Annotated in this window: 25 protein-coding genes and 1 pseudogene; 11 read left to right on the forward strand and 15 right to left on the reverse strand. The window is 45.6% G+C overall.

Features of this window, described 5'->3' with window-relative positions:
- Positions 1-63 precede the first annotated feature (63 nt).
- The 6 genes from QUB10_RS08730 to QUB10_RS08755 form a co-directional block, all read right to left on the reverse strand.
- Positions 64-363: a hypothetical protein gene (locus tag QUB10_RS08730; RefSeq protein ID WP_333201277.1), complete on the reverse strand. Its 300-nt coding sequence runs from the start codon at positions 361-363 to the stop codon at positions 64-66.
- A gap of 131 nt (positions 364-494) precedes the next feature.
- The gene (locus QUB10_RS08735; protein ID WP_333201279.1) at positions 495-824 is read right to left on the reverse strand and encodes a hypothetical protein; all 330 of its coding nucleotides are present in this window, start codon (positions 822-824) and stop codon (positions 495-497) included.
- Positions 825-826: 2 nt separating this feature from the next.
- On the reverse strand, positions 827-1,057 hold the full coding sequence (locus QUB10_RS08740; protein WP_333201281.1) for a hypothetical protein: 231 nt from the start codon (positions 1,055-1,057) through the stop codon (positions 827-829).
- A gap of 66 nt (positions 1,058-1,123) precedes the next feature.
- Entirely contained in the window at positions 1,124-1,411 is a 288-nt protein-coding gene (locus tag QUB10_RS08745) for a hypothetical protein (RefSeq protein WP_333201283.1), read from the reverse strand.
- An 82-nt stretch (positions 1,412-1,493) separates the two neighbouring features.
- On the reverse strand, positions 1,494-1,790 hold the full coding sequence (locus QUB10_RS08750; RefSeq protein WP_333201285.1) for a hypothetical protein: 297 nt from the start codon (positions 1,788-1,790) through the stop codon (positions 1,494-1,496).
- Positions 1,791-1,888: 98 nt separating this feature from the next.
- Complete coding sequence (locus tag QUB10_RS08755; protein ID WP_333201287.1) at positions 1,889-2,170, reverse strand: hypothetical protein; 282 nt, start codon at positions 2,168-2,170, stop codon at positions 1,889-1,891.
- 128 nt (positions 2,171-2,298) lie between these two features.
- On the opposite strand from QUB10_RS08755, the gene QUB10_RS08760 reads away from it, so the two are divergent.
- The 4 genes from QUB10_RS08760 to QUB10_RS08775 all read left to right on the forward strand — a co-directional run bounded on the left by QUB10_RS08760 (position 2,299) and on the right by QUB10_RS08775 (position 4,317).
- Positions 2,299-3,327, forward strand: coding sequence for a hypothetical protein (locus QUB10_RS08760; protein WP_333201288.1), 1,029 nt, complete (start codon positions 2,299-2,301; stop codon positions 3,325-3,327).
- A 15-nt stretch (positions 3,328-3,342) separates the two neighbouring features.
- Positions 3,343-3,534, forward strand: a complete 192-nt coding sequence (locus tag QUB10_RS08765) for a hypothetical protein (RefSeq protein WP_333201290.1) — start codon at positions 3,343-3,345, stop codon at positions 3,532-3,534.
- A 124-nt stretch (positions 3,535-3,658) separates the two neighbouring features.
- Complete coding sequence (locus QUB10_RS08770; protein ID WP_333201292.1) at positions 3,659-4,108, forward strand: DUF5049 domain-containing protein; 450 nt, start codon at positions 3,659-3,661, stop codon at positions 4,106-4,108.
- 5 nt (positions 4,109-4,113) lie between these two features.
- Complete coding sequence (locus QUB10_RS08775; RefSeq protein ID WP_333201294.1) at positions 4,114-4,317, forward strand: hypothetical protein; 204 nt, start codon at positions 4,114-4,116, stop codon at positions 4,315-4,317.
- Positions 4,318-4,680: 363 nt separating this feature from the next.
- Here QUB10_RS08775 and QUB10_RS08780 read toward each other — a convergent pair whose 3' ends face one another.
- Together QUB10_RS08780 and QUB10_RS08785 are read right to left on the reverse strand one after the other, a co-directional pair.
- Complete coding sequence (locus QUB10_RS08780) at positions 4,681-4,866, reverse strand: hypothetical protein (RefSeq protein ID WP_333201296.1); 186 nt, start codon at positions 4,864-4,866, stop codon at positions 4,681-4,683.
- Positions 4,863-5,636 (reverse strand): hypothetical protein, encoded by a 774-nt coding sequence (locus QUB10_RS08785; RefSeq protein ID WP_333201299.1) that lies wholly within the window; start codon positions 5,634-5,636, stop codon positions 4,863-4,865. The genes QUB10_RS08780 and QUB10_RS08785 overlap by 4 nt, the downstream gene beginning before the upstream one ends.
- An 87-nt stretch (positions 5,637-5,723) precedes the next feature.
- On the opposite strand from QUB10_RS08785, the gene QUB10_RS08790 reads away from it, so the two are divergent.
- From QUB10_RS08790 to QUB10_RS08815, 6 genes are all read left to right on the forward strand, one after another.
- A complete protein-coding gene (locus QUB10_RS08790) occupies positions 5,724-5,924 on the forward strand; it encodes a hypothetical protein (RefSeq protein WP_333201301.1) in 201 nt (66 codons plus the stop codon).
- Positions 5,925-6,200: 276 nt separating this feature from the next.
- On the forward strand, positions 6,201-6,443 hold the full coding sequence (locus QUB10_RS08795) for a hypothetical protein (protein ID WP_333201303.1): 243 nt from the start codon (positions 6,201-6,203) through the stop codon (positions 6,441-6,443).
- 3 nt (positions 6,444-6,446) lie between these two features.
- A complete protein-coding gene (locus QUB10_RS08800) occupies positions 6,447-6,968 on the forward strand; it encodes a hypothetical protein (protein WP_333201305.1) in 522 nt (173 codons plus the stop codon).
- A 261-nt stretch (positions 6,969-7,229) separates the two neighbouring features.
- A complete protein-coding gene (locus tag QUB10_RS08805; RefSeq protein ID WP_333201307.1) occupies positions 7,230-10,220 on the forward strand; it encodes a DUF3854 domain-containing protein in 2,991 nt (996 codons plus the stop codon).
- 137 nt (positions 10,221-10,357) lie between these two features.
- Positions 10,358-11,689 carry a Rieske 2Fe-2S domain-containing protein gene (locus QUB10_RS08810; protein ID WP_333201309.1) on the forward strand — a complete coding sequence of 444 codons (1,332 nt, stop codon included), beginning with the start codon at positions 10,358-10,360 and terminating at the stop codon, positions 11,687-11,689.
- A 486-nt stretch (positions 11,690-12,175) separates the two neighbouring features.
- Positions 12,176-12,388 (forward strand): hypothetical protein, encoded by a 213-nt coding sequence (locus QUB10_RS08815; RefSeq protein WP_333176160.1) that lies wholly within the window; start codon positions 12,176-12,178, stop codon positions 12,386-12,388.
- Between the two features lie 435 nt (positions 12,389-12,823).
- Here QUB10_RS08815 and QUB10_RS08820 read toward each other — a convergent pair whose 3' ends face one another.
- The 5 genes from QUB10_RS08820 to QUB10_RS08840 are packed head-to-tail and all read right to left on the reverse strand — an operon-like array spanning position 12,824 to position 14,267.
- The gene (locus QUB10_RS08820; protein WP_333201311.1) at positions 12,824-13,072 is read right to left on the reverse strand and encodes a hypothetical protein; all 249 of its coding nucleotides are present in this window, start codon (positions 13,070-13,072) and stop codon (positions 12,824-12,826) included.
- A gap of 44 nt (positions 13,073-13,116) precedes the next feature.
- The gene (locus QUB10_RS08825) at positions 13,117-13,359 is read right to left on the reverse strand and encodes a hypothetical protein (protein ID WP_333201312.1); all 243 of its coding nucleotides are present in this window, start codon (positions 13,357-13,359) and stop codon (positions 13,117-13,119) included.
- 32 nt (positions 13,360-13,391) lie between these two features.
- Entirely contained in the window at positions 13,392-13,781 is a 390-nt protein-coding gene (locus QUB10_RS08830; protein WP_333201314.1) for a hypothetical protein, read from the reverse strand.
- A gap of 14 nt (positions 13,782-13,795) precedes the next feature.
- Positions 13,796-14,020, reverse strand: a complete 225-nt coding sequence (locus tag QUB10_RS08835; RefSeq protein ID WP_333152632.1) for a hypothetical protein — start codon at positions 14,018-14,020, stop codon at positions 13,796-13,798.
- Positions 14,021-14,057: 37 nt separating this feature from the next.
- Positions 14,058-14,267 carry a hypothetical protein gene (locus tag QUB10_RS08840; protein WP_333152630.1) on the reverse strand — a complete coding sequence of 70 codons (210 nt, stop codon included), beginning with the start codon at positions 14,265-14,267 and terminating at the stop codon, positions 14,058-14,060.
- 1 nt (position 14,268) lies between these two features.
- On the opposite strand from QUB10_RS08840, the gene QUB10_RS08845 reads away from it, so the two are divergent.
- A complete protein-coding gene (locus tag QUB10_RS08845) occupies positions 14,269-14,394 on the forward strand; it encodes a hypothetical protein (RefSeq protein ID WP_333201316.1) in 126 nt (41 codons plus the stop codon).
- Between the two features lie 42 nt (positions 14,395-14,436).
- On the opposite strand, the pseudogene QUB10_RS34215 reads toward QUB10_RS08845, so the two are convergent.
- Positions 14,437-14,562 (reverse strand): annotated as a pseudogene (locus QUB10_RS34215) (HNH endonuclease); the annotation flags it as partial.
- A partial coding sequence (locus QUB10_RS08850; RefSeq protein ID WP_333201318.1) for a helix-turn-helix transcriptional regulator occupies positions 14,559-15,028 on the reverse strand: 470 nt, incomplete at its 5' end. The gene QUB10_RS08850 and the pseudogene QUB10_RS34215, both read right to left, overlap by 4 nt.

Here is a 15,028-nt window from a genome sequence, read left to right on the forward strand (position 1 = left end):
TATGTGGCAACCAAGCTTTAGATACGGCATATTTAAAGCTTGATTGTGTGGCGAGTTAACTGACTAGCGGAGTCGGTATTCGGTTTCTAAGTATCGGATGAGCGACCTCCACTTTTCCTTACACAAAAGCGTAAATTCAGCACGTTTGGGTTCTGGGATTCGGTAGCCTGCCACTGCTGCCCATCCCGAACACTTATCAAGCTCGCGACCTCCTCTGTCTCGAAAAACTTTGTACAATTCTTGCATGGCTAGGCTGGCCACAAGGTCTAATTCATCGTCCGTAGCAAGAGGAAGAGTATCAAATTCCTCGTGGGCGATCGCACTTGATTCTACTTCTATCCCTAGATAATTTACTTTTTTCATGGCAATCCTCCTACTTTTCTACAACTTGACAGCCTAACTCAACCCGAATCACCTCAAAAAAGGCATCGACCAATCTTTTATATGAGGACGATCCGCTTTTTGCAGAAGAATAAATAGGAAAAAGATTTTCTTCATTCAGTTGGTGCATCATTTTGCCGATCGATTCTTGACTGTAAGCTAGGCGGGTAAACTACAAAGCCACCGCCTGATTCATCCCACAAACATTTCACTTTGGTACAACTGAGCACGTCCTGAATATCAGCGACTCTTGCTGCTGGGCCAGACCAAAAGAAGCGACCGCCGTAGTGACTGACTGGGATTTGGGCTGCTGCCATGTCCAAGCAAAATTGGCGGTGTTCCGGTTCCGAGTATCTGTTAGCTATTCCCATAACCGCGCTTCCTTGCCGTGGCCCAGGGCTGTTGCCACCGAGTACGGCATCGTATTGATTGGGTTGACTCATGTTCAGCGTTCCTCCTGATTTAGTACCTGCGGCATCTGATACCTTGCATTAACTTCTAAGTCCCCGAATTCAACTTCTTGTTCTTCGAGATAATTGTCTATTTCACCCAAGCAGGCTGCCGCCATTTTTAAATACACTTTCATTCTCGGATTGTTGCCGTGAATATCTTCAATTTCCCAACCCTCTCCTTTTGCTAGAACAACCGCCAGTCTTTCGACTAATTCGTGATACATTGTTATGACTCCTGATTTGATAGGGTTGATATCTAAATACATGATGCTACGATCCCGGTTATTTGTTTAGGTAGCGTCAGTGCTAGAAGCTAATTGGTGAATGCGGATAATCTCACTCTGCACCCAATCGATTGTTGATTGAGCTTCAAAAGGTAAAGATTTGTTGGGTGCAAGAGTGTATTCATACTCCCCTTTTTTGACTCCAAAACCTGCATAGTTCCACCCCTCACTATCTTGGATATCCCATTCTTCCGAGTAACCGCTAGTAACGGGAGAATCCAGTTTGTTGATTTTCAATCCTTTGAAGGACAAGGATTTCTGTAGCTCAGAAATAATGAACTCCGTTGTCTTCATGCTTTCTTCTTTTTCAACGTCGTTTTGTCTGCCATCACACCACCTATCACCAAACTGTCGAACTAAACTTCTAATAAGGCGCTTAAGATAGCGATTGCGGATACTTTTCGTTCAATTGTTGGAGCAATTTCGGAGCCCTCCAGGAGACAAGATTGATGAGAGCTTCTAACCGCTCGTACCAATATTTACGGAGCGCATCAATTTCGGAATTGGCTAAGTTTTGATGCTGTTGGGTTAAGTCTGTCGTCGCCCATTCAATCGCTTGCTTGGCTTTTTGGAGCTGGGCGATACAAAGCGCGTACTCCGATTCAATTTCAGCCTCGAATTCTTCAGCAAGGACTTGCTGCTGTTGGGTCATGTATTCTTTGCCTTTGAACATATCTAATATCTTGCTAGTGAGGAAACTGTCGATTTCAACTTGCGCGGGATGCAGTTATTTTTAAATGCACCTTGATTCTGGGATTGTCTGAATGACTGTCATCTTTCTCCCTTGTCGAACATCGCTCGGTCTGCTGCCACCCCATCTATCACCAAACTCTCGAATACAGCTTCAATCCAGATAGTCGCTCCCGAACACCGAGCTTGGCTGGCATCCTGAATCAACACGCACCCGCTGGTGAACTCAACCCGTTTGGCATAGACCGACCCCAAGTAAGTGTTGATGCTGATGGCCCGCTCGTCCACCAAAACTTTCCTCAGCTTGCTAGCTTTTTTATTGGCGGCAGTGATGTGCCTATTCACGTAAATCTGTGCTTTCATTAATCTTGCATCCGAACTTGCTTTTGGTGCTGGGCGATCGCTCTTGACTTTGACCGGACTTGGGCGATCGCCTTTTTGATAACCTGCTAGCTAGTGTAGTTAGTTTACGAACTATTGTCAAGGCGCGTATGTCACATTTTTGGGGAGATGCACCATCAATAGAGGATTATTGGCGGGGCATCATTCTCTTTGGGAGGAACGTCGCCTCGTACAAGTTTGCGCTAGCTCAGTCGTTGTTGGAGTTAGCACCCGGTGGTAAAAGCATCATCGCCTTGGAGGAGTTGGCAGAACCATTTGCGCGGAACCTTTGCGAACATTTGAGCCTAGTTCCAAAGCAAACCACATCGCCGTCTAGCAAATATTTAAAAACTTGCCAGGATTTTAACGCAGGCATTATCAGCAGAGAGCAGTTAGTTGAGGAAACAGTCAAGCTTGGGTTCAGTTGCGTAATTGATGCGTTTCACAACGTCAATAGAGCGGAGACACCCGTGCGTTTCTTCAGTAGTGAAAGCCAGGGTGCTAAAGCGATCGCTCTGACCGATGAGTTATTTGGGATGTTGGAGGGAAACCAAGGGCAGAACTTACCCCAAGAGGTTGACGCGCGGTGGCGGTTGGTGGAAACGGCATGGGAATTGAAAGTATCCCGCAACCTCATCTCAATTGGTTGCGACCTCGACGAAAGCCTGCTATTTACTCAAAATCGCGCTCGCCGTGTCAACATTACCTCGTGTCGCGGTGCTTTAAACGGCTATCAAAAAGGTAAGTGTTTCTACTGCTTTGGCGATATTTCGATTATCAGCAGCGCGATCGATTTAACGGATGTAGACCACTTTTTCCCCCGCGTTCTAATCAACTACAACATCGCTCATCCCATTGACGGCATCTGGAATCTCGTGCTAGCTTGCGTTAGCTGCAATCGCGGTGTGGGTGGGAAGTTCGACCAACTCCCGCATCAACGGTATCTCGAAAGGCTTAGTACCAGGAACGAGTTTTTGATTAGCAGCCACCACCCGTTACGCGAAACGCTGATACAGCAGACGGGTAATTCAGAACCCAAACGCCGTTCTTTTTTGATAGGCAACTACAATGCAGCAAAAACGGGTAGGCTAATTAATAGTAACTGGCAACCTGCTTTTGAGTATCCCCCAGCTTTTTGATTGATGGTTCAACCAATGGCTAATAAATTTCAACGAATCAAGCTTTACTTCAACGTAGAAAAGATTTGTTTGGGCGGTGTAGATAACGACTGGTGGCTCAAAGATTTTGACGGCGATTATTGGGGTTCTGATTACTTTTGGCTACCAATTGGCTATAACCCGATTGGAAAACATGGAGATGAACTTTTACACCTCGCGCTTAACTAATCCGATGAAAGACTACCGATGCACCCGCAACGCGCCCTACCCCTGCGACTGTTGCTACTTAGTTTTCAAGTTAGTCAAGTCGATCGACTACAAATTATCCTAGTTCACCCCACACAAATTGTTTATGAACGCTCAAAGTCACTCCATATTAAAATCACATCCCATTCCCGGTGATGGCTCTCAAGCCCCAGGTTACATTACTCTCAGAGAATGGCGCACCGGTGAAGAATGGGTAACGCATTTTTTCAATGCCCAAGATGGTGGATTTTATTACGGCCGGTACTTCACGGACTTAGCTGAAGCTGAAGCTAACTTCGAGGAGCGGGTAAAGGAATATCTCGGTTTGTTGGGTAAGTTGCCTACTTCAGTGGAAGCTGAGGAACCTATCAAAATCCCGGAGTGCATCCTTCAAGGTATTGATGCAGTTCGAGAGGCAAACACGACCAATATGTTCAATGTCAACACTGTTCGCCTTCAAGCCGTAGCTTTGGGATATTTTGAAACCGCACAATGGATTGAAGCAAACTTGGAAACCTATAGCAACGGCGTGTTTAGGGGATTCGCAGCTCTATAAACTGGATGGAGCGAACAGCAAAAGCGATCGTCCCAATTGTGAGAAACGAGCTATGGCAAAACCAAAGAGGTATCCCGATAATTGGTCTGACATCGCGCTATCAGTCAAGGAAAACGCGGGGTGGCGCTGCACTAAGTGCCATCAACAATGCCTGCGACCCGGTAAACTCCGACCCGGTAAACTCCGACCCGGTAAACAAAGCGGCTTAACCAAATCTGAACGATGCGCTTTAACTTTGACGGTACATCATCGCAACCGGATACCGGAGGACAACCGCCCTGAAAACTTAATCGCTCTGTGTACCGCGTGTCATCTTTCGTATCATAATCGGGGTCAGTCGAACGTATCGCCTGGGCAATTATCCCTGTTCCCTGATGATGACATTGATTGGAATATCATGAATTTTTCTGAGGAATCGGCACGGGGCAATTAATTTGATCCGAATCCGCTGGCATCTTCTTAATTCACTGGGGCTGCTATGCAATCTCAAGAGAGTTCGGTGGTTTCCATTTGATTCTTTCGTTAGCTGTTTTCGGAGTCGCCCGAAGTAGCTAACGAAGAATCAAAAACAATTATTTCCTTTCGGGAGTGCTAAATGATTTGGCATCCCAGATACCCCAGACTTCCCGTGCAGAAGATACGGCTCCTTGAAGCGCTTCTGCTGCCGATCGCCCGAACACTACGATTTGGCGGGGTGGATTGTACTTGCGGGTAACGGTAACGCTCCACCGAAATTGATGGCTTCTGAGTGCTCTCATCGATCGTCCCTCCCGTCGCCTGGAGATGGTGCTGTCGGTGCGTTGGATTCGCTTGATATTCGCCAACACAATGCGCTTGCTAGTTGGTTTTGTTCGACACGCTCCAGAACTCGCACTGTCGGAAACCACGCCTGCAAGTGGGATAAGTCGTTGTTGACGCTACCCGAATATGCTTGAAACGGGTCGGCTTCCAAACAAACAAAGGTTCGTAAAGTGTAAAGCTCATCCAAGTTGAGTCCGTCCAATCTGTTGATTAAGGATTCGATGGAATATTTTCGGGGCGTTGTGTGTCCCGTAATCGCTTGTTCCCCCAGTTCCCACCAACTCATCATGTTGGTTCGTTCGGTGTCACACAAAATCTCTGACTTCCGAACGCAGATGTAAACAGGCTGTCCGTCTTCCTCTAGCGGGTTGTCTCGATCGTCCTGTAGGCGACCGGTGACTGTTTCAGAACGAACGTCGGTCACTTCCATGCGTCCCATTGTGGTTGTGACGCGGGGATTGGGTATTTCTACAAAGCTTGGTCGGGCGGGTTGCGATGGCTGCCCGTGATCTGCGAACATAGAGGAAATCTCCCGAAAGTGAGTGCCATACCCCGCCCCAGAAGATTGCGAGTCAGAGGAGGCGGGGTTTGGTTTTGGGTTTTTGACGCTAACAAAGCTAAGTAAAGCAACCACATCGGGAGTACAGATAACTGTTTCATGCTTCTGCTTGGTTTGTCGGCGTTCGTGAGTGTATGATAACTCATACGGGATAGTTGATGCAAACATCCCGTATGTACCTATTAACCCATTAAGCAAAAAAAGAGCTTTAACGGGTAGTCTGGGATATATAAAGTAATTGCGTTAGATATCCCAGTGGCCGACCGAAAAACTACAGAACCAGTACCTACCTTGAAAGTCACATTTCCTTCTCGAACACTTCGAGAACGGTTCAAGGCTATTTGTGCGTTGAACGGAAAAAACATGAATGAAGTGCTTATCGATTTGGTCAAACAGTACATAGAACAAAATCAGGGGAACGATCGCCCTGAAACTGAAAGCGACACAAGCGGCTGAGCCTGTAAAAGTTCAGAAGCTCGACAGGAGTGTAAGTTATACGTCTCGAATTTCTGAGCGATCGCAAACACTCACAATCTCGAACACTCCGACAATCGGTTTGGGTGCGATCCTCAAAAGATTCCGATACGCCGAAAGCTTCATAAAATTGCGATTTTAGGCACAACCATAGTAAGCGTGAGGCGTTTCAAACTTTTTGAGTTTACAAACGCTCAAACGCTTACTAGGAGAAGCTGGAGGCGTTTCAAAACACATCAATTTAAAGGAGTGACCGCAATGATTGGATGGCCATTTAGCAAAAGTGAGGATGACGATTCGGAGCAGGAAAACAGACATTCGGCATCATCTGAAGAAGATTGCAAGGAGATGGAAAAGAAGTACGGGTGGGAACTCAAAAGAGTTGAACAAAACGAGGACGATTCAGACCTCGAAGTCGATTGCGTCTTCAAAGGCAAACAGACCAGCTTCTGGGATTTGTGGGGCGACCACCAAGACGATCGAGATAAAGATGAGGTATAAACAATGACATTACTCGAACAAATAACACCAACTGAAGACATCGAACTATACGACCCATTGGCAAGCAAGTCTACGCTGAACCTTTACCTAGTCAAAGAGCAAGAAAAATGGGTACCGATCGAGAGTAAAGAGCTTGTGATTGGGAAACAGTTGACTCGACTGTTACAGCTTTCTCACGATTCGCGTCCACTACTGAAGCGTCAGGTCAAACTTGGCGAACGGCTCACTTACCACGTAAAAAAAGAGGGTAGCCCTTGGAAAGCTTACCTTGTGGTTCCTTCGGACTGGGTAGTGGTCAGAGTGTTTCGGTACGAAGCTGACCTATCAGAGGTTGAAGGGGATATGCCGGAGTTTCGGGATGTACAGATTGCTTACTGCGAACGCCAGCCTTTGACACCAGAGGAAGCTGAAACAATGACTTATGAGATTGTTAGCCAGGTTTCTGTGGATTCATGCGGTGGCGATAAGGAAGCTTATCAACAATTCCTTGCCAGCCAGCAATCTAAGCCATACGTCCGCGTATAGAATTTGAAAAGGCTGTTGCCGACAAGCGATCGCCCGCATCGATTAGACCAGACCAAAAAAAAGAGTCCGCAGTCTTTAGAAGAGACGGCAGACAAACAAATTTCAAAAACTTTAGATTCATCATAGTCTATTTCTGCCACTACCGCATCATTTGCACCTTTGCACCTCAGCGGTAGTTACAGCAGAGCCGTCTCTTCTACATTTAGCGGGTTTTTGTACAAAAACCAGTTAGCACCGCTATGAGTAGCGAGAGAGGCATCTATGAATGTTGTACAGCAAATTCAATCTACCGCGTACCTTTGCCCCAAACACAAGAGCCACATTGAGAGCCGGGGGTTGTTGAATGATTGGAGTTACGCCAACTGTCGAACCGTATCTGCGGATGAGGCATCATTTTACTTGGGGTACACGGCAAAGTCTGGCGGTATCCTGTTTGTGGGAAAAACAACACAATTCCAATTCAGACCGGACAAGCCTTGGAAATCAGAAAGCTGCAAGAAAGCGCCCAAATATCGGACTCCCGTTGGTGAATACGACGCATTCTTGCCCCAGCATCCCACCGACAAAAACTACTGGGATACCGAAAATCTCAAGCAGCACTGCTACCGCATCAACGACCATCCGTGCATTGTCCTCACTGAAGGCCCGTTCAAAGGAATCGCCGGGTGCGCTAACGACATCCCAACTATTGCACTGCTGGGCGTTTCAATGGGTCTTACCTCTAAAAAAGGAGACATTCAAGGCAAGCGCTACTTGGTCGAAACTTTAGAAAAGTACGCCCGTGCAGGTTTTGGGTTTATCTTTGCCTTCGATGCCGATGCCGCCACCAACCCAAACGTCACCTGGGAACAGCGGAAACTCGGTCTACAGTTGCTCAAATTCGACGTTCCGGTCTACAGTGCAACTGGAGGTTGGGATGCGGGCATCGAAGGCGAGACAAAAGGCATGGATGATTTGATTCAACGAAAGAGCATTGAAGCTTTTAGGAAAGTGCTGGCCACGTCCGTTACTTTTAAGGACTGGGAATCAAAAACCTTTGGAGGCGACGGCGGCAGTGGTGGAACTAGAGACAGATACTTAGTCCCCAAGTCCACAACGTTTGAGGTACATTGCCTCAAGAATTTATTCGGAGATGATTGGATAGTCATCAATGATGCTTTCTACCAATGGAACGGGCGCTATTGGCAATTCCAAGATGAAGCGGATGTGAACAAACTCATCGGCGACTTTACTGAGAATTGCTACGAAACAGCAGAAGTCGGCAAAAAGTTTAAGTTCGGCACTAACAAATTCTTAGATTCGGCTTTTAAATATTGCCGGAAGGTGCTGCACCAGAAGGTTGACACTTCTCGGAACCACCTCAAATCATTCTCAAACGGCACTGTGGATTTGAGAACTGGCGAACTGTTCCCACACGACAAGGAACATTACCTGCTTTCTTGTTCCCCCTGCGATTATGTGCCGGGGTCAGAATGTCCAGCCGAATTTAAGAAATTCATACTTTCTGCCTACGGTATCGAGCAAGTAGAAGTCATCAGGGCTTTGACTTCGATGTACTTAGACCCAACCGCACCTTACGGGAAATTTGCTTACTTGATTGGGGATAGCGGTAGCGGGAAAGGCGTGATGCTGCGGACTTGGGCAAACTTACTCGGCGAAGAAAACAGCGTTAGTTCCAATAGCTTGACCGAACTGACAAAACCTGAAGGTCGGCATCAATTATTAACTGGTAAATCCTTGTTTTACATCCCCGACGCGGGCGGATTTCTTAGCGGACTCAAAGCTTTTTACGAATTGGTAGACAATGGCGGCATTTCGGGACGGGCTCTATTTTCGGCATCGGCTTACCAGAAAAAATGGAACGTGCGATTTGCGATCGCCTCCGTCGAACACATCCAAACGGAGAACAGTGGCGATGGTTGGGACAGGCGCTGCATTCCGTTGCAAACCCGCGCCCGCATCGCCAACATTGAAGACCCGGAGCTAGGACGCAAGTTATCCACTGAGTTAGGTTCGATCGCCAGTTGGGCGTTATCAATGGACAAGACAGAACGCGACCGCATTTTGCTCGTACCGTCCACCAATCCATCAATTGTCGCGTTGAAACAGGATGGCGCGATTCTAGGGGATAGCGTCCGTTCGTTTGTCGATCGCTGTTTGAGAGCGGGTGGCGATAGTTACGTTGGTAGTGATCTGCACAGTTGGTACGTGGCGTACTGCAAAGCCCACAATCTCTCGCCAAGCGGTTACAACAAGTTCGTTCACCACTTGCAGCGAGTATTGTCAAATCACTGGAAAGCTTCCGAGGTTGTGCGAGAAGGCGACAAAATCAAGCGCATTCCGGCTCAGTGGCAGGGACTTCAGATTTTACCGTGCTTTGTTGATGTAGCAATCGCGGAGGATGAAGATGGCAGCAACCGCCCCCACATCCCGAACTGGGCTTGCATCAAAACTATTTGCTGTGATGGTGGATTGCAAGAATTAACTCAAACCCGCACGGTTACAGGCACTTCAAAGATTGCAGAAATTCCAGCACATTCTCAAATAGCTCAAACCGTTGTGGTTACAGGCGTTACCAGCAATTCTGAAATTGTTACAACATCTGAAAACGCTGAAACCCGCATGGTTACAGACGTTACAGCGTTACAAGATGAAAGTAGCCAATCTGAAAAAACACCATCACCTGACATCGCCCAGAGTGTTAATCATAAAGTCGAGTCTCAGCCAGTAACTGATGTAACGCCTGTAACAGCGCCTGTTACACCCACTTTTGATCCCGAACCCAAACCATGTAACAACTCAAAAACTTGTAACAATTCGATCGCCCCTCCACTCGAATTCACCCCCGGCGATCGAGTGAAAGTTTCGGATCAGTATCCCGGCGCTGAGGAATACAGAGGCGAGGGAGCCACCGTAGTTGATGTGTGGAAGGATGGGCGACAATGCCTGCTTGTTGAGCTTGACCGCGAAGTGACAATTCTTGGTAAATCAAAAAAACAACTCTACCTTGACCGGCGTTATTTAATTTTAGAATCCGCTGCCGACTCAAATCTCAACGAAAACGAACTAGAACTGGTTGAGCGTGCACTCAAAGCGATCGCGGACAATGACCCCGCAGCAGCCCATGATGTCTATTGCCAAGTGCATGAATTGGGAGTCAAGGAAGCGGTGAAAGCGATGCTAAGCAACGATGAAAATGAGGATTTCCGACAATTGGTCAAACTTTGGAAGCAAAGAAAAAGTCAACCTTAACCTAATGTCGGCATCGCTCCCGAACGTCTGAGGTAAAATATAAGGCACCTCCATTTCTTGTGCGAGCGCGCATAATAACCCAAGGGAACCGGGAAGTCTTTTTCTTTCCCTACCCCCACACCCTAACTTTTTGTCAAATGAAACCAGAATTCAGTTTTTTTGAGCATTGGTATCCTGTGATACCACTCGAAGACTTAGATCCCAAGCAACCAACTTCAGTAACACTTTTGGGACTGCGTTTAGTTATCTGGAAGCCCAAATCATCTGAAACTTTCCAAGTGTTTTTAGATCGATGTCCCCACCGCCTTGCGCCTCTAAGTGAGGGGCGCATTGATGACGAAACAGGGAATTTAATGTGTAGCTATCACGGTTGGCAATTTGATGAGCAGGGAAGTTGTACTCATATTCCCCAAGCGGAAAATCCAGAACTTGTAAGCAAGAATAAAGAAAATCTGTGTGCTGTAGCACTACCAGTTCGTCAGCAACAGGATTTACTCTGGATTTGGCCAGATGCAAAATCAAGCGAACAAGCTGCAAATACACCCTTACCTTTATCACCGCAAATAGATGCAACTCAAGGCTTTGTTTGGTCTTCTTTTGTACGAGATTTAGAATATGACTGGGAAACCCTTGTGGAAAATGTGGCAGATCCGAGTCATGTTCCTTTTGCTCATCACGGCGTCCAGGGTAATCGCAAAAAAGCCAGACCAATTGCCTTCCAAATCGTGCAATCAACACCCAATTTGATTGAAGGGGCGATAGTTGGGCCTTTTCAAACAACAATTACTTTTGAACCGCCTTGTCGCTTAGAGTATGCGTTCAGTTTTGGCGATGGCAGCAAAAAGTTTGGATTGCTCACCTACTGTATACCTCTGTCTCCTGGGAAGTCTAGAATTGTCGCTCTATTTCCCCGTAACTTTGGTAAAACACTCTATCGTCTCACACCCCGTTGGTGGGATCACATCACCAATCGCAATCTTGTTCTTGAGGGAGATATGATTCTTCTACAGCAGCAAGAGTATTTTCTCCAACAAGCCAAATCTACCCAAAGCTGGAAAACTGCCTATCACTTACCTACAAGTGCAGACCGTTTCGTAATTGAGTTTAGGAAGTGGTTTGACCGCTATTGTCATGGAGAACTCCCTTGGAGCGAAGTTGGAATCAATGTTCCACCGACACGGAATATCAATAACGATCGTCAACAAACGCTAGATCGCTACAAACAACACACCCAACATTGTAGTAGCTGTCGAAAAGCACTTTTGGTCGTGGAACGCTTACAAGTATTGCTTTTAGGCTACTTTGTGATTACTGTTTGCGCTGTTGCTCTCTTTCCTGATGAATTGCGACTTTATGTGGGCTTACCCTTAATTGTGATAGCACTACTAGGTCTAGGAGCATACACTTGGCTGAGATTCTGGCTTCGTCCTAGATTTTACTTTGTGGACTACATCCATGCACACAGATAAAGGCAATTTTCAGGCACTTTTGCCGTAGTTTCCTGCTAAAAATCAATAAATGAGCCAACAGATGCTCACAAGATAAATATACTAATTATCCTACCTAAATTTATGTTTTTAATCATTTTCTGGCGTTGCTGAGTTATGGTTTGAAAAGCTAAATGCCAGTCATATAAACCAGTAGCCACAAAGCTTCTGGATATTCCAATTATTTTTTCAGACCCTGATTAAGCAACGCCGATTCTTTTAGGGCAATCGCAGCAAGTCGCAGTGTGGTACTTTTCCCACTTCCGGCAACTGCATTGCAGCATCCGTGTCCTACTCCCTTTTTTACCCAGTAGATGTTTTTTTCTTGGTATGATGAAAGTTGCATATATTTAAACTTAAGCTTATGCTGTAAACTGTTTACAGTATAGACTATAAAGCACAACGAGTTTCGTTTCATCAGGGGTGTATTGATACAATCAACCAGTAAAAATAAAGAATAATAGACTGATGGAAGACAATAAGATTTCCCAATTCATTCAAGCGCTTAAATTCTTCGAGCTAGAACTAGAAGAAATAACGGGACAACCTGGTTATGAAGATAGGAGAGGCAAAGTGATTGCGGTAAGGAAAAAAGGCGATAAGTCACGAATACTGTGCGCTTATTCCACCTACGACGAACTGTTGGATTGGGCAAAACAACAATTCCGCAACCTCAGTTGACGCTTGAGTTGAAGAGAATTTTACCCTCTTTCCTACAAAACTGGGACTGTCAACATTAATGTGTTGCCCGTTTTCCATCAAGTTTTGGTAGTATATTGCCAAATCTGATGGAGAGAGAGGTAACGGTTTTTCTCCAATAAACGGACAAGTTTTGCATGGTTTTTGTTGAACCGGGTAGGTTCTCATGTCATTTGGATCGAGTGTCATTTTAAATTGTTCCTAGTTTGCGAAAATCGGGAATTGGTCGTTGATCGAGACATTGGTAAAGATGCAGGCAAAATTCGTGAACATTTACCCATTCCGTAGCTTGCGGGCGCGTAGCGCATCGCCTGAACTGACCAATTACATGGCAATTCTTCAGCAGTCGGGGGATTCCATTCAACAGTTTTAGTTTTCATGAAGATGCCGGCAGCGACCCGGCTATGCGCTGATTAATTAGTGAGAAATTCCGCTGGGGGGTAGTTGTGAACTAACGACAGCACTGACTGAATCGCATTCAGATTGTTCGATCGCTCCATAAACTTCACTCAGTGCCTGAATAGCATCTGCCAAACCTAATTCATTTGGTGTGACAAAATTCTCGCTCTGTTCGAGCGCCTGATACTCTGGCTGCTTCTGCAAAAGTCGCAGATTTTCTTCAGTGCCAGCAAGGATTGATTTGATTTGTTCGACTGTAATTGTCATGACTGATTCTCCTTAAAATTAAAATCTCAGAGCGAAGCATTAACTTAATCACGGTACAATTCAACTTCAACAATGGAACTATGAGGATTTTCAGAAGCACGATTCTCCTCAGCTAAGCGTAATTCAGCATCCGATCGAGTATCAAAGAAATGAGCTGCTTCAAATTCTTCAGTCCATTTCCCTTTCATTTCGAGAAGCCAGTAAACGCAGCCATATTCAGTAGCATCGCCAACCCAATAACTCGCCTTAAGAATCGCAAACTTGATTTCAGACTTAGGCTTAGACATAATTTTAAACCGGGAGCGACCCGGCAATCGCGCTATTCACTACACAGTTGATACGCAAATACTAAGCACAGGATGAAATTGCTTTCTAATCCGTAGCCTTCCCAACGACTATTTTTGATTCCAACAATGTGACGGCATCGCTTAAGCCATTCAACACCGCCTCGTTTGGTAATTTCTTCAAACAGTCGTGGATGTTGCTGTAATTTGCACACAATAATTTCCGTCATAATCTCGATCGATTCCTGCATATCAGGGCTTTTGTACTCTTGATAGGCAGATTCAGCATCACGGAAATTCACGCCTTTGAATGTTACCGGGTAATGATTTTTGATTTTGTTCTTTCGGAAAGCTAGCTCTGTGGGATTGGTCAAAGCTGCACCAATCCCAATATCAGAGCCAGACCAAATATTAATGCCTTCCATCTTATCAGCTCCAATTAAATAGACTGAGCGATTTGATAGGCTTGTTGATAGAGTGGATCATTACTCTTTGGTTGCTGACCTTCTTTTTGATCGCTGACGGCTAAAACTACCTTGATTTTCTGAGTTTCAATCTCTGAAGGTAGTTTCTGATTATGATAGTAATAGTTGGCAGAAGTCTGGAAAAAGGTAGGGAGATCGGCTTCATATTTCAGAAACCGAACTAAATCTTCTAATTTCATAGCATTGAAAAAAACAACACTACCTCAAAGCGAAGCATTACTCTGACTTGTGACGGTTGCCTTCAAATTCTTCGATTTGAATGCCGATCGGATATGACTCTTCATCATATTCCGCAAGATATGGATCGACTTGGCTAGCTTCAGTTACTTTGCCGGAAGTAAATAGAGGACTGGTTGCTGCTAGTGCGACGGTCAAAGCTGTTGTAACGGCAAGAATCGTGTGTTGTGTTTTCAGGGAAATACCCAAAATGGTTTACTGGAACTGGAATAACTTATTTGAGCAAGCTGTTGATTTAAAGCCACAAATCGCCTACTTGAATCAGAGGTCGATGGCGTACCGCCCCGGAAGCTACGGCTTCAAGTTTCTGTCTTAGAGAACGGACATGGTATCGTCCGTGAACAGAAGGACTAGAACAAATCACCAGGTTTTCTGGCGCATTATTGGATTTATCCTCATCCAGGTGATGAACTACTTCACGCCCGTCTGAGTTTGCGATCGAGAGTTTGTTCCGCCACCACCCGATGCAGATACACTGTTTTATAGTTCATAGTGTTGTTGATTGAAGTAAACGGGAAATACGGCTAGTGCTTTGCTGAAATCGAAAGGTTCGACTTCGGTTTGCTGACGGATTTCTTCAAGCCAACCAATCTCACAGGAGAATATTTCAGCAAATTGGGGCATAAGCCAGTCATACTCAGGTAATCGCACATCAACTCGGTTGTTTTCGATTTTTGATAGTAAGCAGCGGTCGATCGTCTCAAAACTGTCTGATGGCACAATCAGCAATTTACACAAATCTTTCTGGCTCAACCCGTAGTGTTGCCGAGCATTTTTAATGGTTTTGCCCAGGGTTATTTTGCATTGCATAGTAAGAATTCTGGGAGCAACCCAGATATACGCTCTTAAAGTGTTAAATCTCCAAAGCGAAACATTACCAGAAACATTACCAGAAACATTACCAGAAACATTACCAGAAACATTACCAGAAACATTACCAGAAACATTAC

Source organism: Microcoleus sp. B5-D4 (assembly GCF_036705145.1).
In the GTDB taxonomy this organism is placed as follows: domain Bacteria; phylum Cyanobacteriota; class Cyanobacteriia; order Cyanobacteriales; family Microcoleaceae; genus Microcoleus.

What these genes read in the sequence shown, in the direction of transcription:
- QUB10_RS08765 (WP_333201290.1), top strand. Translation starts at nt 3,343, where the DNA reads ATGGCTAATAAATTTCAACGAATCAAGCTTTACTTCAACGTAGAAAAG.
- QUB10_RS08810 (WP_333201309.1), top strand. Translation starts at nt 10,358, where the DNA reads ATGAAACCAGAATTCAGTTTTTTTGAGCATTGGTATCCTGTGATACCA.
- QUB10_RS08730 (WP_333201277.1), bottom strand. Translation starts at nt 363, where the DNA reads ATGAAAAAAGTAAATTATCTAGGGATAGAAGTAGAATCAAGTGCGATC.
- QUB10_RS08735 (WP_333201279.1), bottom strand. Translation starts at nt 824, where the DNA reads ATGAGTCAACCCAATCAATACGATGCCGTACTCGGTGGCAACAGCCCT.
- QUB10_RS08760 (WP_333201288.1), top strand. Translation starts at nt 2,299, where the DNA reads ATGTCACATTTTTGGGGAGATGCACCATCAATAGAGGATTATTGGCGG.
- QUB10_RS08780 (WP_333201296.1), bottom strand. Translation starts at nt 4,866, where the DNA reads ATGAGAGCACTCAGAAGCCATCAATTTCGGTGGAGCGTTACCGTTACC.
- QUB10_RS08830 (WP_333201314.1), bottom strand. Translation starts at nt 13,781, where the DNA reads ATGGAAGGCATTAATATTTGGTCTGGCTCTGATATTGGGATTGGTGCA.
- QUB10_RS08820 (WP_333201311.1), bottom strand. Translation starts at nt 13,072, where the DNA reads ATGACAATTACAGTCGAACAAATCAAATCAATCCTTGCTGGCACTGAA.
- QUB10_RS08800 (WP_333201305.1), top strand. Translation starts at nt 6,447, where the DNA reads ATGACATTACTCGAACAAATAACACCAACTGAAGACATCGAACTATAC.
- QUB10_RS08750 (WP_333201285.1), bottom strand. Translation starts at nt 1,790, where the DNA reads ATGTTCAAAGGCAAAGAATACATGACCCAACAGCAGCAAGTCCTTGCT.
- QUB10_RS08805 (WP_333201307.1), top strand. Translation starts at nt 7,230, where the DNA reads ATGAATGTTGTACAGCAAATTCAATCTACCGCGTACCTTTGCCCCAAA.
- QUB10_RS08755 (WP_333201287.1), bottom strand. Translation starts at nt 2,170, where the DNA reads ATGAAAGCACAGATTTACGTGAATAGGCACATCACTGCCGCCAATAAA.
- QUB10_RS08795 (WP_333201303.1), top strand. Translation starts at nt 6,201, where the DNA reads ATGATTGGATGGCCATTTAGCAAAAGTGAGGATGACGATTCGGAGCAG.
- QUB10_RS08775 (WP_333201294.1), top strand. Translation starts at nt 4,114, where the DNA reads ATGGAGCGAACAGCAAAAGCGATCGTCCCAATTGTGAGAAACGAGCTA.
- QUB10_RS08740 (WP_333201281.1), bottom strand. Translation starts at nt 1,057, where the DNA reads ATGTATCACGAATTAGTCGAAAGACTGGCGGTTGTTCTAGCAAAAGGA.
- QUB10_RS08815 (WP_333176160.1), top strand. Translation starts at nt 12,176, where the DNA reads ATGGAAGACAATAAGATTTCCCAATTCATTCAAGCGCTTAAATTCTTC.
- QUB10_RS08825 (WP_333201312.1), bottom strand. Translation starts at nt 13,359, where the DNA reads ATGTCTAAGCCTAAGTCTGAAATCAAGTTTGCGATTCTTAAGGCGAGT.
- QUB10_RS08770 (WP_333201292.1), top strand. Translation starts at nt 3,659, where the DNA reads ATGAACGCTCAAAGTCACTCCATATTAAAATCACATCCCATTCCCGGT.
- QUB10_RS08845 (WP_333201316.1), top strand. Translation starts at nt 14,269, where the DNA reads ATGGTTTACTGGAACTGGAATAACTTATTTGAGCAAGCTGTTGATTTA.
- QUB10_RS08785 (WP_333201299.1), bottom strand. Translation starts at nt 5,636, where the DNA reads ATGTTTGCATCAACTATCCCGTATGAGTTATCATACACTCACGAACGC.
- QUB10_RS08835 (WP_333152632.1), bottom strand. Translation starts at nt 14,020, where the DNA reads ATGAAATTAGAAGATTTAGTTCGGTTTCTGAAATATGAAGCCGATCTC.
- QUB10_RS08745 (WP_333201283.1), bottom strand. Translation starts at nt 1,411, where the DNA reads ATGAAGACAACGGAGTTCATTATTTCTGAGCTACAGAAATCCTTGTCC.